We start from the raw sequence: 23,981 nt of genomic DNA on the forward strand, positions 1-23,981 counted from the left end.
TAAAGAACCGGAAACTTTCCTCGGCTCGAACCGCGTGAGACCTATGTCTATCTCAAACTCCATCAAGATCACCCCGGAACTCGTTGCATCCCACGGGCTGAAGCCCGACGAATACCAGCGTATCCTCGACCTGATCGGACGGGAGCCGAGCTTTACCGAGCTTGGCATCTTCTCGGCCATGTGGAACGAGCACTGCTCCTACAAGTCCTCCAAGAAGTGGCTGAAGACCCTGCCGACCAAGGGTCCGCGCGTCATTCAGGGCCCCGGCGAGAACGCCGGCGTGGTCGATATCGACGATGGCGACTGCGTCGTCTTCAAGATGGAAAGCCACAACCACCCGTCCTATATCGAACCCTATCAGGGTGCGGCGACCGGCGTCGGCGGTATCCTGCGCGACGTCTTCACCATGGGCGCACGCCCCATCGCAGCCATGAACGCCCTGCGTTTCGGCGCGCCTGACCATCCGAAGACCCGCCACCTCGTGGCCGGCGTCGTCGCCGGTGTCGGCGGTTACGGCAATTCCTTCGGCGTGCCGACGGTTGGCGGCGAAGTGGAATTCGACCCGCGTTATAACGGCAACATCCTCGTCAACGCCTTTGCCGCCGGTCTTGCCAAGTCCAACGCGATCTTCCTTTCGGAAGCCAAGGGCGTTGGCCTGCCGGTCGTTTATCTCGGTGCAAAGACCGGCCGCGACGGCGTCGGCGGCGCGACCATGGCGTCCGCCGAATTCGACGAATCCATTGAGGAAAAGCGCCCGACCGTTCAGGTCGGCGACCCCTTCACCGAAAAGTGCCTGTTGGAAGCCTGCCTTGAGCTGATGAAGACCGGTGCGGTCATCGCCATTCAGGACATGGGTGCGGCCGGCCTCACCTGCTCGGCCGTTGAAATGGGCGCTAAGGGCGATCTCGGCATCGAGCTTGACTTGAACGCCGTACCGGTGCGCGAAGAGCGCATGACGGCTTATGAAATGATGCTGTCGGAAAGCCAGGAGCGCATGCTCATGGTTCTCGAGCCTTCCAAGGAAGAAGTCGCCAAGGCGATCTTCGTCAAGTGGGGTCTGGACTTCGCCATCGTCGGCAAGACCACCGACGACCTGCGTTTCCGCGTGCTGCACAATGGCGAGGAAGTCGCCAACCTGCCGATCAAGGAACTGGGCGATCAGGCTCCGGAATATGACCGCCCGTGGACGCCCGCCAAGGTGCCTGCGCCGCTTTCGGAAAATGACGTGCCCGCCGCCGATATCGCCGATGCGCTCGTATCGCTGGTCGGTTCGGCCAACAATTCCTCGCGCCGCTGGGTCTACGAGCAGTATGACACGCTGATCCAGGGCAATTCGCTGCAGCTTCCCGGCGGCGATGCCGGCGTGGTTCGCGTCGAAGGTCATGACAAGAAGGCACTCGCCTTCTCTTCCGACGTCACACCGCGTTATGTCGAGGCCGATCCCTTCGAAGGCGGCAAGCAGGCCGTGGCCGAATGCTGGCGCAACATCACCGCAACCGGCGCTCTGCCGCTTGCGGCCACCGACAACCTCAATTTCGGCAATCCGGAAAAGCCTGAAATCATGAGCCAGCTGGTCCATGCCATCAAGGGCATCGGCGAAGCCTGCCGCGTGCTGGAATTCCCCATCGTTTCCGGCAACGTCTCGCTCTATAACGAAACCAACGGTCAGGCGATCCTGCCCACCCCCACCATCGGCGGCGTCGGCCTCCTGAAGGACTGGGGCCGCATGGCGCGCATCCGTTTCGCCGCCGCTGACGAAGTGGTGCTGCTCGTGGGCGCCCCTGCCGGCCTCGGCACGCATATCGCCCAGTCGGTTTACATGCGTGACATTCATGGCCGCATCGATGGTCCGGCGCCGCATGTCGATCTGGCCGCTGAAAAGAACAACGGCGATTTCGTCCGCAGCCTCATCACCGACGGTCTTGCCACCGCCGTTCACGATTGCTCCTCGGGCGGTCTCGCGCTTGCAGTTGCCGAAATGGCGATTTCGTCGGGCATCGGCGCAACCATCGACGCCGTCGAAGGCCACAACCCGGTTCTCACCTTCTATGGCGAAGATCAGGGCCGTTACGTTCTGACGGTCAAAAAGGACGATCTCGACGAGGTGCAGACAGCGGCGAAGGCGGCGGGCGTTTCCTGCCCGGTCATCGGCGTTACCGGCGGTTCCACCGTAAAGCTGGGCACGGCGCGGGCTGTCGAGATTAAAGAATTGCACTTGGCCTATGAATCGTGGTTCCCTCAATTCATGGACGGCGAAACTTTGCTCGCCGCAGAATGAATTAAGGAGAAACACCATGCCCATGAAACCCGGCGACATTGAAGACATGATTAAGGCGGGAATTCCCGGGGCAAAGGTCACGATCCGCGATCTGGCCGGTGATGGCGATCATTACGCGGCGGAAGTCGTTGCGGAAGCATTCAAGGGCAAGACCCGCGTGCAGCAGCACCAGATGGTCTATGACGCGCTGAAGGGCAATATGGGCGGCGTTCTGCATGCCCTTGCCCTGCAGACCTCGGCTCCCGAATGATTGCGCCCGTGAAAGCGGTTCCGGCAACAGACCGTCTCTGTCCCGCCTAGGAGACAGCGTGAAACCTGCGGAATAAATCAAGGCCCGCGTGATACTCTCACGCGGGCCTTTTTATGTCCGGCCGAATGGGTTGGTGCCGCTTACAAGGCGGGCGGCGTCTGCGAATCCAGAACGGCGAAGGAGGCGACCGGCAAGGGGCCCGCCGTCAACAGGGTAAAATCGTAACCGGATCTGCGGTCCGGCCCCAGAACATATTGCCGGTGCATGCGCAGGAAGTTGCGCTTGTTCTTCTTATAGCGGTCCGGCGAGAGCGAATGCTTGAAACGGATCGGCACGATCTTCGGCTGCGGCGCATCCCTGTGACCGGTCAGGCCCACGGTATTGCACCGGTAGAGATGAATAGGATCGGTCAGGCACTGGATATCGAACCATGTCACCTCCGGGTGACGCGCAATCGTGCCGACGCTTTGGCGAAGCCGGTCCGCGCTCGACAGGAACGCACATTGCAGCGCCGCCCCGCCCAAGGTCGCAAAGGACAGTTTCCGGCCATCCAGCGCATCCGGCTTCAGCTCCAGCACGCGGCCGATCACGGCGAGCGCAAGGCTGGCGCCCATGCTGTGCGACACCACCAGAACCTCATCCGCGGGCTGCTCCAGCGCCGTCCGAACGAGTGCTGCCCTCTCCTCGATCCAGTCGCGGGCAATCGGCTCATCGCGGCCGACCGCGAGCGCGAACCGCCAGTCCGCATAAAGATGCAGGGTGTGAAACCGCTCCGCAAACGGCAGGAAAGCCTTCACGAAAAACAGGGCGGCGACGGGAAGACTGATCACGAAAAGCCAGAGCGGTAAACCAAAAAGCCATGGTGAGAGCGCAATGCCTGCAGCAAGCGCACCGCCGACAAGCATCAGCAGAAACGGAAAGATGAAGAACAGGCCAAAACGCCAGGCGTGGCGGAAGTAACGCGCCGCACCGCCCTCGGCGATGATGCCGGCTCCGGCCTTGAAGCCGAGCCAGATCTGCCGCCAGACGGGCGCATCCCGCAATTGCGATATCACCGCATTATGGTCGTAGACGAAAATGTCGGAGCGCGTCCGCCAGTCGCCCGCCGAGGCCTCCACCGTGAATGTTTCACCCCCGGGCGCATTCTCCAGCGGCCCCACGGCATAATCGACATCCCATGTCTTGCCGGAGAGCGCCGCCGCCCGCTGGTAACGCAGATGATGGGCGGCCGCATCGAGCGGATCGAAACCGGGGAAATAAAGAACAAGTCGTGACTTGACGGCTGGCATGCATGAACCTTCGGCCGGAGCATTTCCAGTAAAAGCGCAATCGCTTTTACGTCAGGACAATGCGTAAAAACAAAGAGATAGCGCGCTTTTGCATTTCTGAGGAAAGCAAATGCGCGCTAGAGACACCCGAAAGGATCGCTTGATACAGCGGGCGATGCACGTATAGTAAAAATCGCGACGGAAATGTGATTTATTTATCGGTGAGGGAAATTTGTCTGGCATCGTCGATCAAGTACTCAACGGCGTCGTCAAGGGCGCGCTGTCTGAAATCCTCACCAAGACCGGCATCCGCAAGACGCGCCGCGCGCGTCGGACGAAAAGCACCGGCTCGCTTGCCGGCGGCATCGTCGGCTCGGTTCTGGAAGCCGCGATCAACGCCGCCGTCAAACCCAAGCCAGCCAAGAAGCAGGTGAGCAAAAGGCGGACCGCCGCCGCCCGCAGCAGACAACGATATCGATGATGTATCGCCTCCCCCTGCTTCCCGCCGTTTTACTACTGGCGATTTCGGGGCCGTTACAAGGTGCCGCAGAGGTTAAGAGCAACAAAGAGATCAAGATCGGCTTCGTCGTGGAGCTTGATGGTGCTGATCGGATATCCGGCACAGCCTTCTGCAGAACCGGCAACACCTGCCGCCTGGTGGACCAGAAAAGTCCAACGTTAACTCTCGATATCAAAGTAAACAGTTTCTATAGCGAAATGGAGATTGACTGTGAGGACGATTGCTCGTTGCCGAGTGGCATACGAGCCATAACGTTCGATAACACTCGCGAATTCGATATTTGGGAAGGCGAAACAGGTGTATTGATACAATCAGTCTTCAGACGGTGGGAGCGGATAGGAAAAATCGTTCTCGACTTTTCTTACCCGAAGAGAACGATGCGCTGGTAGCCGGAGTTTCGACCCGCAATCAGCGATGCCACACCCGCAGTTTTTTACGCTTCCCGGGTGGAAATCGCGCCACGACATGTTATCTAGGAACAAACAGAAAGCAGCGGCCTTGAACCGCATGTGAAAGGAATAGGCCTATGAGCGGCATTCACGACATGATCGACAGCGAAGTGAAGAGCAACGATATCGTTCTTTTCATGAAGGGCACCCCGCAATTTCCGCAGTGCGGTTTTTCCGGCCAGGTGGTACAGATCCTCGATTATCTCGGCGTCGACTACAAGGGCATCAACGTGCTTGCCGATGCAGATATCCGCCAGGGCATCAAGGACTACTCCAACTGGCCGACCATCCCGCAGCTCTACGTCAAGGGCGAATTCGTCGGCGGCTGTGACATCGTAAGAGAGATGTTCCAGTCCGGCGAACTGCAGAACCACTTCCAAGAACAGGGTATCAGCGTCCGCGGCGCGGCCTGATTTCGGCCGGTTCATCCGGCCCACCCTGATTGTCAGAAATTTATGCCAGGCGTTGCTTCATGCAACGCCTTTGCCGTTCTTTTTGGGGCAATCCTGTGACAAATCTTTCACAATCCACCGCTTCGCGCGCAGGCTCGATGGGGCGCACGGAATTCATCGCGCTTGCCGCGATGCTGATGGCGCTGAACGCGCTCGCCATCGACATCATGCTGCCCGGTCTTCAGGAAATCGGCGCTTCGCTCGGCGTCGAGAACGAAAACCACCGCCAATATGTGATTTCCGCCTATCTTCTCGGCTTCGGCATCGCCCAACTTCTGTACGGACCGATTTCGGACCGTTTCGGACGCCGCAAGCCGATGTTCGTCGGGCTTGCCATCTACATCGTTTCAGCCATCGCCGTGGTCTTCGTACCGTCCTTCTCAGGGCTGCTGGCGCTGCGCTTCATTCAGGGCATCGGTTCTGCGGCCACGCGTGTCATCACGGTCTCCATCGTGCGTGACATCTATGGCGGACGGCAGATGGCGGAAGTCATGTCGCTGATCATGATGGTCTTCATGGTCGTGCCGGTCATTGCGCCCGGCACCGGCCAGATCGTGCTGTTTTTCGGTGACTGGCACCTGATCTTCGCTTTCATGGCGGCCATTGCCGCCGTGGTAACGGCCTGGATGTATTTCCGCCTGCCCGAAACCCTGCATCCGGACGATATCCGCCCCCTGACCGCAAGCTCCATCCTCGGCGGTTTCAAGATCGTGCTCACCAACCGTATCGCGCTCTGCTATACGCTCTCCAGCACCTTCATCTTCGGGGCGCTGTTCGGCTTCATCAACTCGGTCGAACAGGTCTATAAGGGCATTTACGGGCTCGGCGCATGGTTTGCGGCGGCTTTTGCAGGCGTGGCGCTGTTCATGGCCTTCTCGTCCTTCGTCAATGCAAGGCTGGTCGGCCGGTTCGGCATGCGCAAGCTGTCGCACGGCTCGCTGCTCGGCTTCATCGCCATCACCTTCGTCTGGCTGCTGGTGCAGGTGCTGGGGCCGGAACCGATGCCTTTCGCCATCTTCATCGTGTTCTTCGCGCTCGCAATGTTCCAGTTCGGCTGGATCGGCTCGAACTTCAACTCGCTGGCGATGGAACCGCTCGGCCACGTCGCCGGCACCGCATCGTCCGTCATGGGTTTCATGGGGACTGTCGGCGGCTCGCTGATCGGCGCGGCCATCGGCCAGTCTTTCAACGGCACGGCGCTGCCCATGGTCGCGGGTTTCTTCGCCGTCTCCATCGTCGGCCTCATCTTCGTGCTGATCGGCGAAAAGGGCGTGCTGTTTCAGGCGCATAACAAGCCGACCCGGTAAGGGGCGATAGAAAAATGAAAGGGCGCGGAATTCTGTTCCGCGCCCTTAATGTGACAACAAGTCTGCTTTCACACTCAACGTCATCCTTGGGCTTGTCCCAAGGATCTAATCACGTCAACAAAATCGGGACGTTGCAGATGCTCGGGACAGGCCCGAGCATGACGGAGGAGAGATTTCAGGACGTTGCAGGCAGGCTTGTGAAGGCAAGAAGCTGAAATTCGCGTGAGCGCACCTCACACCGTAAAAATCTTCTCCCGCAGCAGTTCCCACGTCTCCTGATCCGGCGCGAGCAGCAGCCCGCCATCCACATGGCTCGGCAGATAGGGCGAGCCGTCGAGGCGTGCCGCGTAAGCGCCCGCCTCCTGCGACAGCAACGTGCCGGCCAGATGGTCCCAGGGCATCAGCTTGTTATACATCAGGAAATGCATGTGGCCGCCGCAGAACAGGCGGTATTCATGCGCCGCGCAGCGATAGCTGGTGAAGAGCCGCACATCGGCAAGGTTCATCAAAATCTTGCGCCGTGTCTCCACGTCGAAATAGCCGGTATTGGCGATGCCGACCATCTGCGACAATTCCGGGGCCGGCACGACCGACATCTCGGTCTGCGAACCGTCGGCGCTGCAAAGCCACGCGCCGGAACCCTTTTCGGCAATCGCCCAGTCATTGCCCATGGGATCGAAGATCAGGCCGGCAACGGTCTCGCCCCTGGAGATGACGCTCATCATCACGCCGAAGAGCGGCAGGCCGGAAGCAAAATTATAGGTGCCGTCGATGGGATCGACCACTACGGCGAGATCGGCATCGGCAAGCTTGCCGAGCAGCGAGGCATCCGCCGCCACCGCCTCTTCGCCGATGAACAGCGCCTGTGGCATGATTTCCTGCACGCGGGCGCGTATCAACCGTTCGGCGGCCTCGTCGGCCTCGGTGACGAGGTCGATCGCCTCGGTCTTTATCCGTACATCGCCCTCGCCCAGATTGCGGAACCGCGGCAGGATTTCCACTGCCGCCGCCTCCTGAAGCGCATTGGCAAGAGAGGCGATGTCGAGTTCGAGAGCCATGGGCGATATCCTTCTTTCTGAGCGTGATCTTATAAGGCGACGATTTCCCGTCGCAGCATCTTCCAGCTTTCCTTGTCGGGAGCAGACAGAATGCCGCCCTCCGTTTGCCCCGGCCGATAGGGCGTATTGTCGAAACGGGCCGTGTAACCGCCCGCCTCCTGATGAATGAGCACGCCGGCGAGATGATCCCACGGCATCAGCTTTTCATGGCCGATGAAATGCAGCTTGCCAGCCGAGGCAAGCCAATATTCATGTGCCGAGCAGTTGAGCGACAGCGCCATCTTGATCTTGGCCATATTGGCGGCAATCACCGGCCGGCGATCCTGATGGCTGTGGCCCCAGGAAAAGATGCCGACCATATCGGACAATGGCGCGGGATCGGCAACCCTGAGCTTCGCCTGCGAACCGTTCCTGCGGTTGAGAAACGCGCCCTCGCCTTTCAGGGCAACGATGGTATCGCCCATCACCGGATCGTGGATGAAGCCCGCCACCGTCTCGCCCTTGACGGTGACCGCAAGCAATGTGCCGAAAGCGGGGAAGCCGGAAGCGTAATTGAACGTGCCGTCGATGGGATCGATCACAAAGGCAAGCGGCGCATCGGCAAGTGCGGGAATGACGGATTGGTCCGCCTCATAGGCTTCTTCGCCGACGATATGGGCCCTAGGAAATCGTTGAAGGAGAGCAGCGGTGATCGCCTTTTCCGCCAGAACATCGGCCTCGGTGACCAGATCGACGGCGGAGGTCTTTTCGGAGATCGCACCGGCGCTCAGGTTTCGGAAGCGGGGAAGAATTTCATTCGCGCCGGCAGCGGCAACGGTGGAGACGAGAAAGTCGATATCTTTGTCGGAAAGGGTCATCGGGCGGGGCACTTCTTCATAAGGGGGAGTTGGCCTCCCTACGCTCTTCAGGTGACGCCCCGGTGACAGAAAGCGCCGAGAAATCAAAAAGCTTGGGATCGAGCAGATGCGATGGATTAACATGGGCAAGCGCCCTCAGCATCACGTCCTTGCGGCCGGGCATACGCCTTTCGATATCCGCCAGCATCTCCTTCATGGCATTGCGCTGAAGCCCGTCCTGCGAACCGCAGAGGTCGCAGGGAATGATCGGGAATTCCATCGCCGCCGCGAATTTCGCCATATCCTCTTCGGCGCAATAGGCAAGCGGGCGCATGACCATCAGGTCGCCCTCGTCATTCAAAAGCTTGGCCGGCATTCCGGCCAGCCGGCCGCCGTGGAAGAAGTTCATGAAAAAGGTCTCGAGAATATCCTCGCGGTGATGGCCGAGCAGCAGTGCGTCGCAACCCTCCTCCCGCGCGATGCGGTAGAGATTACCGCGCCGAAGTCGCGAACAGAGCGAACAGTAAGTGCCGCCGGAGGGCACCTTTTCCTTCACCACCGAATAGGTGTCGCGATACTCGATGCGATGAGCGACACCGATCTTCGCCAGATATTCCGGCAGCACGTGTTTGGGAAAATTCGGCTGGCCCTGATCGAGATTGCAGGCCACCAGTTCCACCGGCAAAAGCCCGCGCCATTTGAGATCGAGCAGCAAGGCCAGAAGACCATAGCTGTCCTTGCCGCCGGAAAGGCCGACAAGCCAGCGCTTCTGTCCGTTCAGCATGCCGAAATCTTCAAAGGCCTGGCGCACATTGCGCAGCAGCCGCTTGCGCAGCTTGTTGAACGAGACCGAACGCGGCGCATTGTCGAACAGCGGATGCGAGTTGCCGTTTTCCTCGGACGCGTCCTGATCCGCCCCGATCTGGGCGGCCCCGGCCTGATCTACAAAGTCATCGATCTTGGTGAGAATGTTCATCATCCGCTCGCTCCGGCACGACTGCCGTTCTTCATGCAGGCAATGCCCCCATCCGCCGGCAATATCAAGCCCCGAATACCGACCAGCCGGTTTTCGTCGCCAGCAATTCCAGCGCCTGTGACCCGAGCGCCGAATTACCCACCTTGTTGAGACCCGGCGACCAGACGGCAATCGACGCATTGCCCGGCGCCACCGCCATGATGCCGCCGCCGACACCGCTCTTGCCCGGCAGGCCGACATGATAGGCGAAATCGCCCGATCCGTCATAATGGCCACAGGTCAGCATTAACGCATTGATACGCCGCGCCCGGCGGTCCGAGACGACCGTGTGGCCGGTCAGCGGATTGCGGCCGCGATTGGCGAGGAAAAGCCCGGCACGGGATAGCTGGGCGCAGGTCATGGAAAGCGCGCACTGGTGGAAATAGACGCCGAGCGTATATTCCACGGGATGATGCAGATTGCCGAAGGAGCGCATGAAATTGGCGAGCGCAAAATTGCGGAACCCCGTCGCCTGCTCGGATTTTGCCACCGTGTCGTCAATGCTGATCGTGTCATCGTCCGCGAGATAACGCACGAAGCGCAGAAGCTCGCCAATCGCCTCACGCGGCTGGTGGCCGGAAAGAACGATATCGGTCACCACGATCGCGCCGGCGTTCACGAAGGGATTGCGCGGGATGCCGTGCTCATGTTCCAGCTGGACGATGGAGTTGAAGGAAGAGCCTGAAGGTTCGCGTCCCACCCGGTTCCACACCGTCTCGCCGGCCTTGCCGAGCGCCAGCGTCAGCATGAAGACCTTGGAGATACTCTGGATCGAAAACGGTACAAGCGCATTGCCAGCCGTATAGGTGGTTCCATCGACGGTGGTGATGGCGATGCCGAACTGGTTGGGATCGACCTTGGCGAGCTCGGGAATGTAATCCGCGACCTTCCCCTCACCGAGCCTCGGCGCCATGCTGTCATAGATGGAATCGACGATCGCCTGAATATCCTGCATGCAAAGCCTTCCCCGGCAAACAAAAAAGCCGCCCCGAGGGGCGGCTTTCTCAATACTGAAACGCGTCGATTAACGCGAGTAGAATTCGACGACCAGATGCGGTTCCATGACGACCGGGTACGGAACGTCGGAAAGAGCCGGAACGCGGGCGTAGGTCGCAACCATCTTGTTGTGGTCAACTTCGATGTAGTCCGGAACGTCGCGCTCAGCGAGCTGAACGGCTTCCAGAACGGTTACGAGCTGCTTGGACTTCTGGCGAACTTCGATAACGTCGCCCGGCTTGCAGCGGTAAGAACCGATGTTGACGCGAACGCCGTTAACCGTGACGTGGCCATGGTTGATGAACTGACGCGATGCGAAAACGGTCGGAACGAACTTGGCGCGGTAGACGATGGCGTCCAGACGCGACTCGAGCAGGCCGATCAGGTTTTCGGAAGTGTCACCCTTGCGACGGTTTGCTTCGTCGAAGGTGGCGCGGAACTGCTTTTCGCGCAGTTCGCCGTAGTAGCCCTTGAGCTTCTGCTTGGCGCGCAGCTGCGTGCCGAAGTCGCTCATCTTGCCTTTGCGGCGCTGGCCGTGCTGGCCCGGGCCGTATTCGCGGCGGTTAACCGGGGACTTCGGACGACCCCAGATGTTTTCGCCCATGCGGCGGTCAATTTTGTACTTAGCCGATTCGCGCTTGCTCATCGTATTTCCTTCTCAAAAGGTTATGCCGGTCTGTTGCCAAACCGGTTCAAGGAAACACGCCCTCCTCTGAAGCCCGTTTCAGGGCCTCTGACAGGCTTCTCACATGCAAATGGAGAAACCACGGGACATGTCGGTGATATTGACCGCCGAACGTCAGCCTTTAAAACTGCAAGGCAGTCAACAAAACACACCGGACATCACTGCCCGGCGTTGGGGCGGCTTCTAAACACGTTTTACAAATTTGTCAAACAACGCCTGCCGCTTTTTTTCTCACGAGTACCCTTGAAAAGCCTGAGCGCCCACCCATCTCTCCATCGTGATCAGAACTCGGGCCCCTCTGGCGTGTTACCGGACAACACGTGATGTCGAGTTTCTTTAGGTTGGGGCCCACGTATATTCTTCACGCACGTTCCCCATCCGCAAAGCCAACCTCGTCCGGCTAAAGGTTGACTGATGGAATTTCTCCTCAACGATTTTCTCGGCACCCCCACATGGATGTGGGCTGTCTTCATTTCTCTCGTCCTTGGCCTGCTCGCGCTCGATCTCGGCGTGCTGCACAAGAACTCCAAGGAAATCGGCGTTCGTGAAAGCCTGCTGATGTCGGGCTTTTATATCGCCATCGGCTTGGCCTTCGGCGGCTGGATCTGGTACCAGTCCGGCGAACAATCGGCGATGGAATATGTCACCGGCTTCGTGGTCGAAAAAAGCCTGGCGATGGACAATATCTTCATCATCGCCATGATCTTCTCTTATTTCGCCGTTCCCCGTCAGTACCAGCACCGAGTGCTGCTCTGGGGTATCCTCGGCGTCATCGTCCTGCGCGGCATCATGATCGCCGGCGGCGCGGCCATCGTCGAAAACTTCCACTGGGTGCTTTATCTCTTCGCGGCCTTCCTCGTCTTCACCGGCCTCAAGATGCTGTTCTCGTCCGACCATGATGAATCGGATATCGGCAATAACCGCATCCTGAAGTTCCTGCGCAGCCGCCTTCCGGTGACGGAGAAGCTGCATGGCGAGAAGTTCTTCGTCAAAGAAACGGATGCGACCACCGGCAAGCTGAAAACCTTCGTGACACCGCTCTTCCTGGCGCTCATCATGGTTGAAATCGCCGACCTGATTTTCGCGGTCGATTCGATCCCGGCGATCTTCGCGATCACCACCGATCCGTTCATCGTCTATACCTCGAACATCTTCGCGATCCTTGGCCTGCGCGCCCTCTATTTTGCGCTCGCCGCCCTGATCCACCGCTTCGCTTATCTGAAATATGCGCTGGCTGCGGTTCTGGTCTTCGTCGGTTCGAAAATCTTCGTCGCCGACATGCTCGGCATCGCCAAGATCCCGCCCGCCGTCTCACTCGGCGTCACCGTCGCCATCCTCGCAACCGGCATTATCGGTTCGCTGATTGCGACGCGGAAGGAAGAGAAAGCCATCGAATAAGGCCTTGATCGAGGAGGCGGAAACGCCTCCTCAGCCTCTTTCAGAATTCCGCTGACGAATGAGGTTACCACCGCCACATAATATACACGCCGTCACCCCGGACCTGATCCGGGGTCCAGCGCGTTCAAGTCCTTGATCGCAATAGACTCGTCTCACGGCGCAGACGCGCCGTGGCTGGATGCCGGATCAAGTCCGGCATGACGGGAGGTATGTCAAACAAGCAGCCTGCCGCAACCTCACTCCGCCGCAAGCCGCGCATCGTCCTCAGCCGCATCCGCATCGCCGGGTGCGGTTTTTGCATCGAGATCAGGGAAAGCCACGATGCGCTTGCCGGAGAAGTCGGCGTGCACCACCACAAGCTCTTTCTCCTCGAAATAACCGAGCAACCGCCGCGCGCGGCGTGCGGAATGGGTGCCATAGGCGCGGGCAATGCGGGCATCCGACGGACAAGGCTCCTCGCCAAGAGCGGCCTTGACCAGCAACAGGAAAACGCCCTGCAGGTCGTCGGAAACCGACGTCGACAATTCCAGCGCCTTTTCCCAGCCTTCGCTGGCCGCCATCGCAGCATCCACGCCTGAGCGGGCAATCGCCACCTGCCGGCGGAATTCCGCAAGCGTCATCGGTGTGCCCGGAATACGGCGCATGCGGACGCGCACCAGAAAATCCTGATAAAGTACGGCATCGGTCCGATAGGCCGATTGCGGATCGTCGAGAATTTCGACGAGAACCGTCGCGATCTTCTCCTCACGCTCTTCCGGCGTCATCTCCGGCTGGCCGCTTCGCGGCTGCTCGGGTGAAGGACCGACCGCAGCAGGCGTGGAACGGGAGAGTTCGGCCAGAATATCCGTGGTCGGGCGTGGTGCTGGCGGCGTGCGGCGCACGGCAGGCCGTGTAAACTCTTCCGGATCCGGCGTGAAAATCAGGTCTTCTACGTCTGGCAGGGCATCCGGCAGGGGCATCAGCTTCGGCGAAGAGGAACGCGCCGAGGTTTCCACCGGGCCGATGACGATGGGCAGCGGCCGGCGCGAGAGCGCCGGGCCGAGCGCCACGAAATTGCCGCGCTGCAAATCGCGGAACATTTCCGCCTGCCGCCGGTCCATGCCAAGAAGGTCAGCCGCGCGCGCCATGTCGATATCGAGGAAGGTGCGGCCCATCAGGAAGTTCGACGCTTCCGCCGCCACGTTCTTGGCGAGCTTCGCCAGACGCTGCGTGGCGATGACGCCGGCAAGACCGCGCTTACGGCCACGGCACATCAGATTAGTCATGGCGCCCAGCGACGCCTTGCGCGCATCTTCCGTCACTTCACCGGCAACGGAGGGCGCAAACATCTGCGCCTCATCCACCACGACAAGCACCGGATACCAGAATTCGCGGTCGGCATCGAACATGCCGTTGAGGAAGGCGGCGGCGGCCCGCATCTGCTGTTCGATATCGAGGCCTTCGAGCGTCAACACGCAGGAAACGCGGTGCTGGCGAATACGGTTGGCAATGCCGGCAAGTTCCGCCTCGGTACGCTCGCCATCCACCACCACATGGCCGAACCTGTCGGAAAGCGTGACGAAATCACCCTCGGGATCGATGATGACCTGCTGCACCCATTGCGCCGATTGCTCGAGCAGCCGGCGCAGCAGATGCGACTTGCCGGAACCGGAATTGCCCTGCACCAGCAAACGCGTCGCAAGCAATTCCTCGATATCGAGCTTGGCCTGCTGCCCGCCCGATAGGGTTCCCATGTCGATACCGACCTGCAATGTTCCATTCCTCGTGCTGCATGTCATTCGGCCGATTCTCCTGGCGGCGGCCGACCATGCTCTTTACCAAAAAATCGCCGGTTGCGTCTGCCCCGTGCCGGTAATGCACAGGCAATTACGCCGCATCTATGCAGTCCCGGACGAGACTCGCAAAAACGAAAGCCGTCTGCCGAACACATTCAGCATCAGCCCGATGATGACCAATGCTGCACCGACCACTTCGAAGACGGTGATGTGCTCCGCAAAAGCGAGATAGGCGCTGATGAAACCGACAATCGGCACCAGTAGCGAAAACGGCGCCACCGTTCCGGCCGGATACCGCAGGAGCAGGTAACTCCAGATGCCCGCGCCGACAATGGTCGCACCATAGGCCATGTAGATCACCACAAAAGCCATCGTCGGCGTCGCATTGAGCAGGCCTTCCGCAATCGCATCAGGTCCTTCCACCACCAGCGAAAGCAGAATCAACGGCAGAACCGGCACAAGGCTCGTCCATGCGACAAAGGAAACCGCATTCACCTGGCCGATGCGGCGGTTGACGATGTTGCCGCAGGCCCAGGCAATGGCCGAGCCGACCCCCATCAGCAGCGGTATCAACGCTGCCGCCGTCATGCGCTCCACGCCAATGACCGCGAGCCCGCCAAAAGCGATGATCGCGCCGAGGATCTGTGAGGGCAACGGCCGCTCGCCGAGGAACACCACGGCAAGTGCCAGCGTGAAGAATGCCTGCGACTGCATGACGAGCGAAGCAAGCCCCGCCGGCAGGCCGAGCTTGATGGCCGGATAAAGCAGGCCGAACTGCACGAAGCCCATCGCCATGCCGTACACGATCATGTGACGCCACGGCACATTGGGTTTCGGCAGGAAGAACACCAGCGGCACGGCCGCAAAAAGATAACGCACCCCGGTCAGAAACAAGGGGGCATATCGGCGACGCCCACCTTGATCACGACGAAGTTGAAGCCCCACAAAAACACGGTGATCAGGGCGAGAAGAATATGCGGCAATGCCATTTTGTTATGTCCGAATTTCAGGCGACCGACACCCCAGGTGTTTGAGGGGCGTTACGCCGAGACCGCCCTCTTCCAGCCGAAGGCAATGAGACCGGCGCCGATCAGGAGACCGCCGCCCGTGCGGTTGACGATGCGCTGAACCGTCGGCTTGCGGATCGTATTGCGGGCGGCACTTGCCAGAAGTCCATAAAGCGCCGCATTCACCGTGGCAAGCACGAGGAACGTGACTTCAAAAATCAGCACCTGTGGCCAGAAGGGCAATGTCGGCACCAGAAACTGCGGCAGGAAGGCCACGAAGAACACGATGCTCTTGGGGTTCAGCGCGGTGACGATATAGGCATGCAGGAAGATTTTGAGCGGCCTTTCGCGGCCGGTCACGCCAGTCCCTTGCCGGCCCTCGCCGCTGACCGGCGAACGCCACAGCTTGATGCCGAGATAGATGAGGTAAGCCGCACCGATCCATTTAAGCCCGGTGAAAAGCGCCGCCGATGTGGCAAGCAGCGCGCCGAGACCAAGCATGGAAGCCGTCATCGCGGTGAAATCACCGAGCGCCACACCCGTCACCGTCGCCGTGCTGGCCTTGCGGCCGTGGCCCAGCGCATAAGAAATCACCAGCAGGATCGTCGGTCCCGGAATGGCAAGCATGATGGCGGATGCGGCCACGAAGGCCAGCCAGTTCTCCAGCGGCATGGTGAATCTCCCTATCTGATTTTTAGGAGCAAGCCACCAAAACCAGAAGGTATCAAGCCAAATCTTCGAAGATTATGCCGCCCTGTCATCCAACGGACGAACGGGCGGCTGCTCACGTTTCATCGCCTGTGCAAGATCGTAATTCGACTGCATGGCAAGCCATGCCCGCGCGGTGCTGACCCCTGCCCGCTCCAACCGTAGGGCAAGGTCTGGGCTCACTCCTGCCCGCCCGTTCAAGACCCGCGAAAGCGCTACGCGCGACATTCCAAGCCTTTCAGCAGCGTCTGTTACGGAAAGCTGAAGTGCGGCAATAACCTCCTCCCGTAACAACTCACCGGGATGAACAGGAAATTTCATCATTGGAACAATTCCCTTCAGTGATAGTCCTGATAGTCGACGAGTTCGACGTCGCTATCCAGAAATCGAAACGTCACGCGCCAGTTTCCATTCACCCATAGGGACCAGTGGCCCCTCATATCGCCCTTTAACGGATGAAGCTTGAGACCAGGAAGATTAAGATCGGGAGCGCCTGCCGCAACCTCAAGCAAGGTTAGTATTCGGCCAAGCTTGGCGGCATGGGCAGGCTGAATACCCTTCGTCGTCCCGGAACGATAAAAAGCTTCTAGCCCTTTGTGTCGGAAACTGACGATCATAGGCACAACGTATCCTGTATCGCATCGCTATACAATACGTAACGGCAGAGATGCGGCGGCCGCCCCGACGTTTCTTCGCCGGAGAGGCCTTTGCCAATCAAAACCGGGGCGCCCAGTGAGGAACCTCCCAATCCCGCCGCCGCTTCACCCGCGAAGGGTCGAGGCCGATATCGACCAGAAGCCGTTCTGGCAAATCGGCAGGATCGGTCGGCGGCGCGCGCGGCACCAGTGCGGCGATGAGAACCGCCTTCAGGGTTTTCCAGACACCGAATGTGACGAACAAGCGATCGACCGCATCCGGCAGCGCATATGCTACCAATGGTTGATTTTTCTGCATGGGAAATCCATCCCGGCGCGGCAAAGCGGCCAGGTCCTTTATCGATGGAAAACGACATGCCGAAACGGTGCACGCAGCACTCATGCCACGCAAACGCGCAAATCACATGTCGGACGAAGTGAAAATGCCAAACGGCAGGGAAATCAGGCCATAAGCCTTATCGGAGGGAGATGCCTCGCATCACATAACCGCCGATAATCATGCCGGAAAGGCCTGACATGCCGTTAAGGCGCATATTGATGTCATTGGTCATTCCACGCCTCCATTTATAGCGGTTACAGACAAGATGCATCTTACACAAGAAATCCGACGCGACAAGTGGTCGCAATCTCGAATTGCAAAAGACGGATAAAACAGATGCAAAAATACAACAGGCGCTCAGGCCGCCGAAACGCTGAGACCGAAACCCTGCATCAGCCGCCGGGTGGCGAAATCCGGCTTGCCGGAGGTGAAGACGGCAAAATCGAAACCATCCGGATGCTCCGCATCCTGCGGCAGCGGCACGAGGTGGCGCGCGCGCCGCGCAATCGCCTCGGCGGGGTCGAGCCAATCCACCGGCCATGGCGCCAGCCGGCGGAATAGATTGGCCATGAAGGGATAATGGGTGCAGGCAAGAACGACGATATCCGTGCGTTTTCCCTGGCTGTCGATGAAGCAGGGTTCGATTTCGGCAAGCACAGCCTCATCCGAAACCGGCTCGCCCCTGATCCAGCTTTCCGCCATGCGCGCCAGGTTTTCAGAGCCGACGAGGCGGACATGACATTGGCTGGCGAAGGACTGGATGAGATCGCGCGTATAGGCGCGCTTGACGGTGCCCGGTGTCGCCAGCACGGAAACGAGGCCCGAGCGGGTGCGCTCCGCCGCCGGCTTGATGGCGGGCACAGTGCCAACGAAGGTCATCTGCGGAAAGCGGGCGCGAAGATCTGCGCCAGCGAGCGTGAAGGCGGTGTTGCAGGCGATGATGCAGACTTCCGGGCTATAGTCGTCCAGCAGCTTGTCGAAGAGCGAGAGAATGCGCGCCTTCAGCGCTTCCTCTTCCCAGCCGCCATAGGGAAAACCCGCATCGTCGGCCACATAGATGAAGCCGCGCTCGGGCATCAGCACCCGCGCCTCGCGCAGCACGGTCAGCCCGCCAATGCCGGAATCGAACACCAGCACCGGTTTCAGCACATCGGCCGCGGCCTCACTCGTCTTCAGCATTCTCCCCTGCTCCCTCGGCCGACGGCCCCGCTGCCCTTCCCGCCTGCTTTGGCCATTGCCGTGGAAAGCGGTCGAGCGAATTGATCACGCCACGGAAAACGCTGATTTCCTGCTCGGAAAACCCGCGTCGCGACAGCACGGCGCGCAGATTGTCGACCATTTTCGGCTTTTTTTCAGCGGGATGAAAATAACCCCGCGCATCCAGCGCTTCCTCGATATGTTCGAACAGGCCGAAAACCTGTTCCTTGGTCGAAGGGCGCTGTTCGACGGACTGGAAAAGCGTCTCTCCCAGATCGTCCATGCCGGATTTCATCCATTCATAGGACATCAAAAGCACGGCCTGTGCGATATTGAGCGAGGCAAAAGCGGGATTGACCGGAAATGTCACGATCTCGTCGGCCAGCGCCACTTCCTCATTGGTCAGCCCCCAGCGCTCTCGCCCGAAGAGGATACCGGTCTTTTCGCCAGCCTTGAATTTTGCCCTGAGCGTATCGGCGGCGGTGACGGGCGCACGCACCGGCTTGAAACCGTAACGCTCGCGCGCGGTCGTGGCATAGACGAAGTTCAGGTCCTTGATCGCCTCTTCCAGCGTCTCGAATACCTTGGTGGCGTCAATGACGTGATCGGCCTTGGAGGCTGCGGCGCGCGCCTTCTCGCTCGGCCAGCCGTCACGCGGATTGACCAGACGCAATTCGGCCAGACCGAAATTGGCCATGGCCCGCGCCACCATGCCGATATTTTCGCCGAGCTGCGGTTCGACGAGAATGATCGCCGGGCCTTCCGCCACAAGTTCGAGATCGCTGTTTGTGCCTGCCATCGTCTTTTGTCCGTTTTTTAAAAGCGCCGCATCGACTTTCACGCCGATACTGTAAAGCGCGTCTCACTGGCACAGATCGGCACTAAAATCAAAGTCGGAAGGGCGAAGGGCGACCCTTCGAGTGGATGCAGGACTGCCACCTCCCATTCGACGTCATCCTCGGGCCTGTCCCGAGGATCCACGCACGTCACGTAACATCAATCTGTTGCAGATGCTCGGGACAAGCCCGAGCATGACGGAGGAGAGGTTTTCAAGCGCCCCAGCATACGTATCTCCGCCCTCACTCCCCCTTGATGATCGTCGCCATTTCTTCGCGCAGCGAATCCCTGCCCTCATCGCCAACCCGGTGAATATCGCTGATGACTGGCCGGCCGTCTTCCTCGACGACGTCGAAATGCACTTCGTCAACCGTCGCCTTCATCTCCGCCTCGTCCATGCAGGCCCAGAGCTTGAATTTCGCCGTCACATCCGTCACGCCGTCCTTCACCGCGCCTGGCGTCACGGAAACATCGGCCAGCGGGCAGCCATCCTGCGAGTTTGTCACGACATCGTAACCGAAGGGATCGCCGGTTTCGCCGCTTTCGGCCTCATAAGCCGGTTTCTTGGAGGCTTCGCGATATTGCGCGACGAAATCCTTGCTGAACAGGCTGGTCAGCATGTCCTCGTCGAAGACGTATTTCCAGTTTTCCGCCTCGCCCGACCAGTTCTTGACGGTGATATCCATCACCTTCTGAACGGGATCGGCAGGCCCGGCGGCGAGCGCGCTATGCGAAAAGAGGACGGCGGCAGTCAGAAGCAGAATATTCCGCATGATGTGATCCCGGGATAGGCCCGACAGGCGGGCGAAGCGATTCGCCTGACTGTATTCCGGCATTATGGTTTGGCAATGCGCAAAGCGTTATTGCGCTGCGCCAAAAAAGCGCCCCCCATGGCTTTGCCTCAGGCGCGCGCGATGCTATAGCCGCACCGGATATTTTTCCGGATACCGGCGCCATCCGGCGCCACAGCTTCGAAGGTGAGGAATTCATGGCAAAGATCAAGGTAGCCAATCCGGTCGTCGATCTCGACGGCGACGAAATGACCCGTATCATCTGGCAGCTCATCAAGGACAAGCTGATCCTGCCATACCTCGATCTCGACATCGAATATTACGACCTCTCGGTTGAAAACCGCGACGCCACCAACGACCAGGTCACGGTCGATGCGGCGCACGCCATCAAGAAGCATGGCGTCGGCATCAAGTGCGCGACCATCACCCCGGATGAAGCCCGCGTCGAGGAATTCGGCCTGAAGCAGATGTGGAAGAGCCCGAACGGCACGATCCGCAACATTCTGGGCGGCGTCATCTTCCGCGAGCCGATCATCTGCAAGAACGTTCCGCGCCTCGTTCCCGGCTGGACCAAGCCGATCGTTGTCGGCCGTCACGCTTTCGGCGACCAGTACAAGGCAACCGATTTCAAGTTCCCCGGCAAGGGCAAGCTGACCATCAAGTTCGTCGGTGAAGACGGCCAGGTCATCGAAAAGGACGTCTTCGACGCCCCGAGCGCCGGCGTGGCGCTTGCCATGTACAACCTCGACGAATCCATCCGCGAATTCGCCCGCGCCTCCATGAACTACGGCCTGATGCGCAAGTGGCCGGTTTACCTCTCCACGAAGAACACCATCCTCAAGGCCTATGACGGCCGCTTCAAGGATATCTTCGAAGAAGTCTACCAGAACGAATTCAAGAAGCAGTTCGACGAAATCGGCATCACCTACGAGCACCGCCTGATCGACGACATGGTCGCTTCCGCGCTGAAGTGGTCCGGCGGCTACATCTGGGCCTGCAAGAACTACGATGGCGACGTGCAGTCCGACACGGTTGCTCAAGGCTTCGGCTCGCTCGGCCTGATGACCTCCGTTCTCCTGTCTCCCGATGGCCGCACGGTCGAAGCCGAAGCCGCACACGGTACGGTTACGCGCCACTACCGCCAGCACCAGAAGGGCCAGGAAACCTCGACCAACTCGATCGCATCGATCTTCGCCTGGACCCGTGGCCTCGCCCACCGCGCCAAGCTGGACGACAATGCCGAACTGGCAAAGTTCGCCGCAACGCTTGAAACCGTCTGCGTCGACACCGTTGAAAGCGGCTACATGACCAAGGATCTGGCGCTCCTCATCGGACCGGACCAGCCCTGGCTCTCCACCACCGCCTTCCTCGACAAGATCGACGAAAATCTCAAGAAGGCAATGGCGGCTTAAGCTGTCCTTCCCAGCGACTTCAAAACCCGGCCTCAGCGCCGGGTTTTTCATTTGTACCGTAGAGTTGAAACGTCAGTTGCGCGGCGCGGGCCGAGCGAGCGTCTATCTCCTCCTGCGTCGGCAGGCTAATTGCCCCCGTCGCACGCCTTATCTGCAAATCCCCTGCCAGAAGCGACAGCCAGATTTCCGCAGGCTCTTCCACTGCCGCAATACCCATGACGCCCTGATTTGCCAGCGCCTGAAAATACGCCGCAAGCTTCGGCATGACATGGTCACGACCCTTTTCCGCCAGAAATGCTCCGAGCGTGGCGTCATCGCCGGCTTCCGCCGCGGCAACCCGATTGAGCAGAACCGCCCGCTCCCCGAGAAGCATCGACAATAGTTCAGCCCCGAAACGGGAAAGCTCCCTCACGCCATCGGCCGCTTCCGCCGACGGCAATACCAGCCTTGCGGCATTTTCTTCGACCATGGCTTCGTAAAGCCCGGCCTTGCCGCCGAACCAGCCGTAGAGCGTTTCCTTGGAGGACCTGCTCACCTTCGCCAGCGCCTGCATGGAAAAGGCGGCATATCCATCCCTGGCAAGCATGGCGAAGGCATGTTCGACAATCTCGCGCCGGCGCAATTCCCTGCTTTCGTTTCGCATCCGCACTTCCTTGACAATAACCGTACATAGGCGTACGGATATGCCGTACATACATGTACGGTTATTTGATGGAGGTTTTGATGTCCAGCTCATTTCTGCACGAGATCAGAACAAGGCATTTTCCCGCGCTGGCCATCGCAAGAGAACCGGCAATATCGGTCTTGCGCATCGTTGCTCCGCTGAGCCTTGGCGTGATGGCCGGATTCTTTTTCGCCTTCAGCAACCCCGTGATGATGGCTTTCCAGCAACTGGGGCCCGATATCTTCATTCCGGCATTCAACGGCATCAATATCAGCGTCCGCAACGGCGTTTTCTTCACCGCCTTCTTTGCACCGCTGGGGGCCCTTCTCGCCGCCGTGGTCGTTGATCGCAACAGCAGACTGCTATGGTTATTGGCCTTGATAATTTACACCGTCGTCGTCGTTCAGACGCGAATGGTCAATGTTCCGATCAACGAGTTTTTCAAGACTGTTGCCGCCGACGTGCCGGCCAACTGGCAGGAACTGCTGGACCGCTGGGCACTTTCAAACCTTCTCCGCACCGTGCTCACCACGGTCGCATTTTTTCTGGCGCTGCTCGCCGCAACGAGGCATGCAGGAAGAAAACCAACCCACGAGACTGCGATGGCTTCTCTTTCCAAAGCCCCAGCCGCCAATGCGATTGATGGTTGACAGGCACCGATATGAGCGCACCCGGACCCGGCGCAATGCCGGGTTTTCTTTTGTTCACAGTATCTTGATTAGCCGTTGTACTAGGCGCAGACTTCGATTCCGCGTGCTGCGGCCAGTACAACAATAAGACAAAGCTTAAACAGCATCTACTTGCACATAACTTGCCCGGCACAGTCAAACGTTCATCGGAGCATCGGCGCGATCCTAGGGAACACGCGAAGGATGTTGCGAACTTTAAAAATGCGAAGCGCAGGCGCGAAATCCACATCGGTTTTCCCATGATGCTTCAACGATTTTGCTTGGGGAGGCAAAAGCATGAGTGAATTGATCTTCTACACCAACCCCATGTCGCGCGGACGCATCGCGCGATGGATGCTTGAGGAAGTGGGCGTTCCATACCGAACGGAAATACTGGGCTTCGAGACCTCGATGAAATCGCCCGCCTACCGGCTGATAAATCCGATGGCGAAGGTGCCCGCCATCAAGCACGGCGATACCATCGTCACCGAGGCGGCGGCGATCTGCGCCTATCTCGCCGATGCCTTTCCCGGCGCGAACCTTGCGCCCACACCCAAGGCGCGCGGGCTTTATTATCGCTGGATGTTCTTCGCCGCAGGCCCGCTGGAAATGGCGGCGAGCATGAAGGCGATGGGTTTCGAAGTGCCCAAGGAGAAGTTGCGCATGGCCGGCTGCGGCAGCCATGCGGATGTGATGAATACGCTCGAGCGGGCCGTCAGCGAAAACCGCTTCATCGCCGGCGATCTCTTCACGGCGGCGGATGTCTATGTCGGCGCCCATATCGGCTGGGGCCTGCATTTCGGTACCATCGAAAAACGCCCGGCCTTTCTCGACTACATGGCCCACCTCACCGACCGCCCGGCCTACAAGCGGGCCGCCCAGCTCGACGAGGAAGCGGCGAAGGACTTGCAGGCAACCGGATAGTGCGGGCCGGCCGCGCCGCTACCGATAAACAATAGCCCGCCCGAAAATCGAATATCCGATCGATCGTCGCGGCGGGTTATGTACCGGACTGGCCGAGCGGCTCCCCGACCTCTATCGCGTGCCCGTCCGGATCGTAAAAGCGAAACACCCTCTGCCCCCAGGCCTGTCGCTCGAGTGGATGGATAAGCTCCACATGCGGCGCGATATTTCGAAAAGCCGCATCGACATCCGCATGTTCGAAATAAAGCAGCATATTCCGTCTGCCATAGGGTTCCTCCGCGCCCGACGATGTGCCCCAGACCGTCTCCGCAAGCGACCGCCCCTCATGGATTGCAAAACCGCTTTCAAAAAGGACGAAGTTTCCAAAATCCTCGATGATCTTCAGGCCCAGCCTGTCACGATAAAACGCCTTCGAACGGCCGATATCGCGCACAAAAGGAATAGGATTTACAAAGCGCATCGCTTCCCTCCGTCGCGTCCTTGGCGCGCAATCATCTTGTCTTTGAGGGCG

Annotated in this window: 26 protein-coding genes and 1 pseudogene; 10 read left to right on the forward strand and 17 right to left on the reverse strand. The window is 59.5% G+C overall.

The window, feature by feature from the left end:
- Window positions 1–43 precede the first annotated feature (43 nt).
- Together purL and O3W47_RS11195 are read left to right on the forward strand one after the other, a co-directional pair.
- Complete coding sequence (purL, locus tag O3W47_RS11190; protein WP_137453069.1) at window positions 44–2,278, forward strand: phosphoribosylformylglycinamidine synthase subunit PurL; 2,235 nt, start codon at window positions 44–46, stop codon at window positions 2,276–2,278.
- A gap of 16 nt (window positions 2,279–2,294) precedes the next feature.
- Window positions 2,295–2,528, forward strand: coding sequence for a BolA/IbaG family iron-sulfur metabolism protein (locus O3W47_RS11195; RefSeq protein WP_003507909.1), 234 nt, complete (start codon window positions 2,295–2,297; stop codon window positions 2,526–2,528).
- Between the two features lie 140 nt (window positions 2,529–2,668).
- Here the strand turns inward: O3W47_RS11195 and O3W47_RS11200 are convergent, their stop codons facing one another.
- The gene (locus O3W47_RS11200; protein ID WP_269313791.1) at window positions 2,669–3,817 is read right to left on the reverse strand and encodes a hypothetical protein; all 1,149 of its coding nucleotides are present in this window, start codon (window positions 3,815–3,817) and stop codon (window positions 2,669–2,671) included.
- Window positions 3,818–4,028: 211 nt separating this feature from the next.
- Here O3W47_RS11200 and O3W47_RS11205 point away from each other — a divergent pair, with 211 nt between their 5' ends.
- The 4 genes from O3W47_RS11205 (at window position 4,029) to O3W47_RS11220 (ending at window position 6,524) form a co-directional block, all read left to right on the forward strand.
- Window positions 4,029–4,277: a hypothetical protein gene (locus O3W47_RS11205; protein ID WP_003520431.1), complete on the forward strand. Its 249-nt coding sequence runs from the start codon at window positions 4,029–4,031 to the stop codon at window positions 4,275–4,277.
- The gene (locus tag O3W47_RS11210; protein ID WP_269313792.1) at window positions 4,274–4,705 is read left to right on the forward strand and encodes a hypothetical protein; all 432 of its coding nucleotides are present in this window, start codon (window positions 4,274–4,276) and stop codon (window positions 4,703–4,705) included. The genes O3W47_RS11205 and O3W47_RS11210 overlap by 4 nt, the downstream gene beginning before the upstream one ends.
- 137 nt (window positions 4,706–4,842) lie before the next feature.
- The gene (gene grxD, locus O3W47_RS11215; RefSeq protein WP_003520429.1) at window positions 4,843–5,178 is read left to right on the forward strand and encodes a Grx4 family monothiol glutaredoxin; all 336 of its coding nucleotides are present in this window, start codon (window positions 4,843–4,845) and stop codon (window positions 5,176–5,178) included.
- 137 nt (window positions 5,179–5,315) lie between these two features.
- Window positions 5,316–6,524 carry a multidrug effflux MFS transporter gene (locus O3W47_RS11220; protein WP_269314825.1) on the forward strand — a complete coding sequence of 403 codons (1,209 nt, stop codon included), beginning with the start codon at window positions 5,316–5,318 and terminating at the stop codon, window positions 6,522–6,524.
- 233 nt (window positions 6,525–6,757) lie between these two features.
- Here O3W47_RS11220 and O3W47_RS11225 read toward each other — a convergent pair whose 3' ends face one another.
- The 5 genes from O3W47_RS11225 to rpsD all read right to left on the reverse strand — a co-directional run bounded on the left by O3W47_RS11225 (window position 6,758) and on the right by rpsD (window position 11,075).
- Window positions 6,758–7,582: an inositol monophosphatase family protein gene (locus O3W47_RS11225; protein ID WP_137453066.1), complete on the reverse strand. Its 825-nt coding sequence runs from the start codon at window positions 7,580–7,582 to the stop codon at window positions 6,758–6,760.
- A 29-nt stretch (window positions 7,583–7,611) separates the two neighbouring features.
- On the reverse strand, window positions 7,612–8,439 hold the full coding sequence (locus tag O3W47_RS11230) for an inositol monophosphatase family protein (protein ID WP_080816725.1): 828 nt from the start codon (window positions 8,437–8,439) through the stop codon (window positions 7,612–7,614).
- A gap of 16 nt (window positions 8,440–8,455) precedes the next feature.
- Window positions 8,456–9,394, reverse strand: a complete 939-nt coding sequence (ttcA, locus tag O3W47_RS11235) for a tRNA 2-thiocytidine(32) synthetase TtcA (protein WP_442864634.1) — start codon at window positions 9,392–9,394, stop codon at window positions 8,456–8,458.
- A gap of 64 nt (window positions 9,395–9,458) precedes the next feature.
- On the reverse strand, window positions 9,459–10,388 hold the full coding sequence (locus O3W47_RS11240; RefSeq protein WP_269313794.1) for a glutaminase: 930 nt from the start codon (window positions 10,386–10,388) through the stop codon (window positions 9,459–9,461).
- Between the two features lie 69 nt (window positions 10,389–10,457).
- Window positions 10,458–11,075: a 30S ribosomal protein S4 gene (gene rpsD, locus O3W47_RS11245; RefSeq protein WP_003520423.1), complete on the reverse strand. Its 618-nt coding sequence runs from the start codon at window positions 11,073–11,075 to the stop codon at window positions 10,458–10,460.
- 453 nt (window positions 11,076–11,528) lie between these two features.
- Here rpsD and O3W47_RS11250 point away from each other — a divergent pair, with 453 nt between their 5' ends.
- Entirely contained in the window at window positions 11,529–12,512 is a 984-nt protein-coding gene (locus O3W47_RS11250) for a TerC family protein (protein ID WP_269313795.1), read from the forward strand.
- Window positions 12,513–12,748: 236 nt separating this feature from the next.
- On the opposite strand, the gene O3W47_RS11255 is transcribed toward O3W47_RS11250, so the two are convergent.
- From O3W47_RS11255 to O3W47_RS11295, 9 genes and pseudogenes are all read right to left on the reverse strand, one after another.
- Entirely contained in the window at window positions 12,749–14,290 is a 1,542-nt protein-coding gene (locus O3W47_RS11255) for an ATP-binding protein (RefSeq protein WP_269313796.1), read from the reverse strand.
- A gap of 99 nt (window positions 14,291–14,389) precedes the next feature.
- Window positions 14,390–15,276, reverse strand: a pseudogene (locus O3W47_RS11260) (EamA family transporter).
- Between the two features lie 51 nt (window positions 15,277–15,327).
- Window positions 15,328–15,966, reverse strand: coding sequence for a LysE family translocator (locus O3W47_RS11265; RefSeq protein WP_080816715.1), 639 nt, complete (start codon window positions 15,964–15,966; stop codon window positions 15,328–15,330).
- 72 nt (window positions 15,967–16,038) lie between these two features.
- The gene (locus O3W47_RS11270) at window positions 16,039–16,326 is read right to left on the reverse strand and encodes a HigA family addiction module antitoxin (protein ID WP_020810458.1); all 288 of its coding nucleotides are present in this window, start codon (window positions 16,324–16,326) and stop codon (window positions 16,039–16,041) included.
- A gap of 14 nt (window positions 16,327–16,340) precedes the next feature.
- Window positions 16,341–16,619, reverse strand: coding sequence for a type II toxin-antitoxin system RelE/ParE family toxin (locus O3W47_RS11275; RefSeq protein ID WP_137453062.1), 279 nt, complete (start codon window positions 16,617–16,619; stop codon window positions 16,341–16,343).
- Window positions 16,620–16,716: 97 nt separating this feature from the next.
- The gene (locus O3W47_RS11280; protein WP_059760384.1) at window positions 16,717–16,956 is read right to left on the reverse strand and encodes a hypothetical protein; all 240 of its coding nucleotides are present in this window, start codon (window positions 16,954–16,956) and stop codon (window positions 16,717–16,719) included.
- A 378-nt stretch (window positions 16,957–17,334) separates the two neighbouring features.
- On the reverse strand, window positions 17,335–18,156 hold the full coding sequence (murI, locus tag O3W47_RS11285; protein ID WP_080816714.1) for a glutamate racemase: 822 nt from the start codon (window positions 18,154–18,156) through the stop codon (window positions 17,335–17,337).
- Window positions 18,140–18,973 (reverse strand): RNA methyltransferase, encoded by an 834-nt coding sequence (locus O3W47_RS11290; RefSeq protein ID WP_003520414.1) that lies wholly within the window; start codon window positions 18,971–18,973, stop codon window positions 18,140–18,142. The genes murI and O3W47_RS11290 overlap by 17 nt, the downstream gene beginning before the upstream one ends.
- A gap of 280 nt (window positions 18,974–19,253) precedes the next feature.
- Window positions 19,254–19,784, reverse strand: coding sequence for a hypothetical protein (locus O3W47_RS11295; protein ID WP_059760477.1), 531 nt, complete (start codon window positions 19,782–19,784; stop codon window positions 19,254–19,256).
- A gap of 215 nt (window positions 19,785–19,999) precedes the next feature.
- Between O3W47_RS11295 and O3W47_RS11300 the strand changes: the two genes are divergently transcribed.
- Window positions 20,000–21,214, forward strand: coding sequence for an NADP-dependent isocitrate dehydrogenase (locus O3W47_RS11300; protein ID WP_003520411.1), 1,215 nt, complete (start codon window positions 20,000–20,002; stop codon window positions 21,212–21,214).
- A gap of 19 nt (window positions 21,215–21,233) precedes the next feature.
- On the opposite strand, the gene O3W47_RS11305 is transcribed toward O3W47_RS11300, so the two are convergent.
- Window positions 21,234–21,857, reverse strand: coding sequence for a TetR/AcrR family transcriptional regulator (locus O3W47_RS11305; protein WP_269313798.1), 624 nt, complete (start codon window positions 21,855–21,857; stop codon window positions 21,234–21,236).
- A gap of 80 nt (window positions 21,858–21,937) precedes the next feature.
- On the opposite strand from O3W47_RS11305, the gene O3W47_RS11310 reads away from it, so the two are divergent.
- Window positions 21,938–22,528, forward strand: a complete 591-nt coding sequence (locus tag O3W47_RS11310; protein WP_269313799.1) for an anthrone oxygenase family protein — start codon at window positions 21,938–21,940, stop codon at window positions 22,526–22,528.
- Window positions 22,529–22,843: 315 nt separating this feature from the next.
- The gene (locus O3W47_RS11315) at window positions 22,844–23,470 is read left to right on the forward strand and encodes a glutathione S-transferase family protein (protein ID WP_269313800.1); all 627 of its coding nucleotides are present in this window, start codon (window positions 22,844–22,846) and stop codon (window positions 23,468–23,470) included.
- Window positions 23,471–23,546: 76 nt separating this feature from the next.
- Here O3W47_RS11315 and O3W47_RS11320 read toward each other — a convergent pair whose 3' ends face one another.
- The gene (locus tag O3W47_RS11320; protein ID WP_080818685.1) at window positions 23,547–23,930 is read right to left on the reverse strand and encodes a VOC family protein; all 384 of its coding nucleotides are present in this window, start codon (window positions 23,928–23,930) and stop codon (window positions 23,547–23,549) included.
- Window positions 23,931–23,981 lie beyond the last annotated feature (51 nt).

Source organism: Agrobacterium sp. LMR679 (assembly GCF_027157905.1).
Classification (GTDB): domain Bacteria; phylum Pseudomonadota; class Alphaproteobacteria; order Rhizobiales; family Rhizobiaceae; genus Agrobacterium; species Agrobacterium leguminum.

Excerpts from the sequence above, each read along its gene's own strand:
- purL (WP_137453069.1), top strand. The coding sequence starts at position 44 with ATGTCTATCTCAAACTCCATCAAGATCACCCCGGAACTCGTTGCATCC.
- O3W47_RS11195 (WP_003507909.1), top strand. The coding sequence starts at position 2,295 with ATGCCCATGAAACCCGGCGACATTGAAGACATGATTAAGGCGGGAATT.
- O3W47_RS11200 (WP_269313791.1), bottom strand. The coding sequence starts at position 3,817 with ATGCCAGCCGTCAAGTCACGACTTGTTCTTTATTTCCCCGGTTTCGAT.
- O3W47_RS11210 (WP_269313792.1), top strand. The coding sequence starts at position 4,274 with ATGATGTATCGCCTCCCCCTGCTTCCCGCCGTTTTACTACTGGCGATT.
- grxD (WP_003520429.1), top strand. The coding sequence starts at position 4,843 with ATGAGCGGCATTCACGACATGATCGACAGCGAAGTGAAGAGCAACGAT.
- O3W47_RS11220 (WP_269314825.1), top strand. The coding sequence starts at position 5,316 with ATGGGGCGCACGGAATTCATCGCGCTTGCCGCGATGCTGATGGCGCTG.
- O3W47_RS11225 (WP_137453066.1), bottom strand. The coding sequence starts at position 7,582 with ATGGCTCTCGAACTCGACATCGCCTCTCTTGCCAATGCGCTTCAGGAG.
- O3W47_RS11230 (WP_080816725.1), bottom strand. The coding sequence starts at position 8,439 with ATGACCCTTTCCGACAAAGATATCGACTTTCTCGTCTCCACCGTTGCC.
- ttcA (WP_442864634.1), bottom strand. The coding sequence starts at position 9,394 with ATGAACATTCTCACCAAGATCGATGACTTTGTAGATCAGGCCGGGGCC.
- O3W47_RS11240 (WP_269313794.1), bottom strand. The coding sequence starts at position 10,388 with ATGCAGGATATTCAGGCGATCGTCGATTCCATCTATGACAGCATGGCG.
- rpsD (WP_003520423.1), bottom strand. The coding sequence starts at position 11,075 with ATGAGCAAGCGCGAATCGGCTAAGTACAAAATTGACCGCCGCATGGGC.
- O3W47_RS11250 (WP_269313795.1), top strand. The coding sequence starts at position 11,529 with ATGGAATTTCTCCTCAACGATTTTCTCGGCACCCCCACATGGATGTGG.
- O3W47_RS11255 (WP_269313796.1), bottom strand. The coding sequence starts at position 14,290 with ATGACATGCAGCACGAGGAATGGAACATTGCAGGTCGGTATCGACATG.
- O3W47_RS11265 (WP_080816715.1), bottom strand. The coding sequence starts at position 15,966 with ATGCCGCTGGAGAACTGGCTGGCCTTCGTGGCCGCATCCGCCATCATG.
- O3W47_RS11270 (WP_020810458.1), bottom strand. The coding sequence starts at position 16,326 with ATGATGAAATTTCCTGTTCATCCCGGTGAGTTGTTACGGGAGGAGGTT.
- O3W47_RS11275 (WP_137453062.1), bottom strand. The coding sequence starts at position 16,619 with ATGATCGTCAGTTTCCGACACAAAGGGCTAGAAGCTTTTTATCGTTCC.
- O3W47_RS11280 (WP_059760384.1), bottom strand. The coding sequence starts at position 16,956 with ATGCAGAAAAATCAACCATTGGTAGCATATGCGCTGCCGGATGCGGTC.
- murI (WP_080816714.1), bottom strand. The coding sequence starts at position 18,156 with ATGCTGAAGACGAGTGAGGCCGCGGCCGATGTGCTGAAACCGGTGCTG.
- O3W47_RS11290 (WP_003520414.1), bottom strand. The coding sequence starts at position 18,973 with ATGGCAGGCACAAACAGCGATCTCGAACTTGTGGCGGAAGGCCCGGCG.
- O3W47_RS11295 (WP_059760477.1), bottom strand. The coding sequence starts at position 19,784 with ATGCGGAATATTCTGCTTCTGACTGCCGCCGTCCTCTTTTCGCATAGC.
- O3W47_RS11300 (WP_003520411.1), top strand. The coding sequence starts at position 20,000 with ATGGCAAAGATCAAGGTAGCCAATCCGGTCGTCGATCTCGACGGCGAC.
- O3W47_RS11305 (WP_269313798.1), bottom strand. The coding sequence starts at position 21,857 with ATGCGAAACGAAAGCAGGGAATTGCGCCGGCGCGAGATTGTCGAACAT.
- O3W47_RS11310 (WP_269313799.1), top strand. The coding sequence starts at position 21,938 with ATGTCCAGCTCATTTCTGCACGAGATCAGAACAAGGCATTTTCCCGCG.
- O3W47_RS11315 (WP_269313800.1), top strand. The coding sequence starts at position 22,844 with ATGAGTGAATTGATCTTCTACACCAACCCCATGTCGCGCGGACGCATC.
- O3W47_RS11320 (WP_080818685.1), bottom strand. The coding sequence starts at position 23,930 with ATGCGCTTTGTAAATCCTATTCCTTTTGTGCGCGATATCGGCCGTTCG.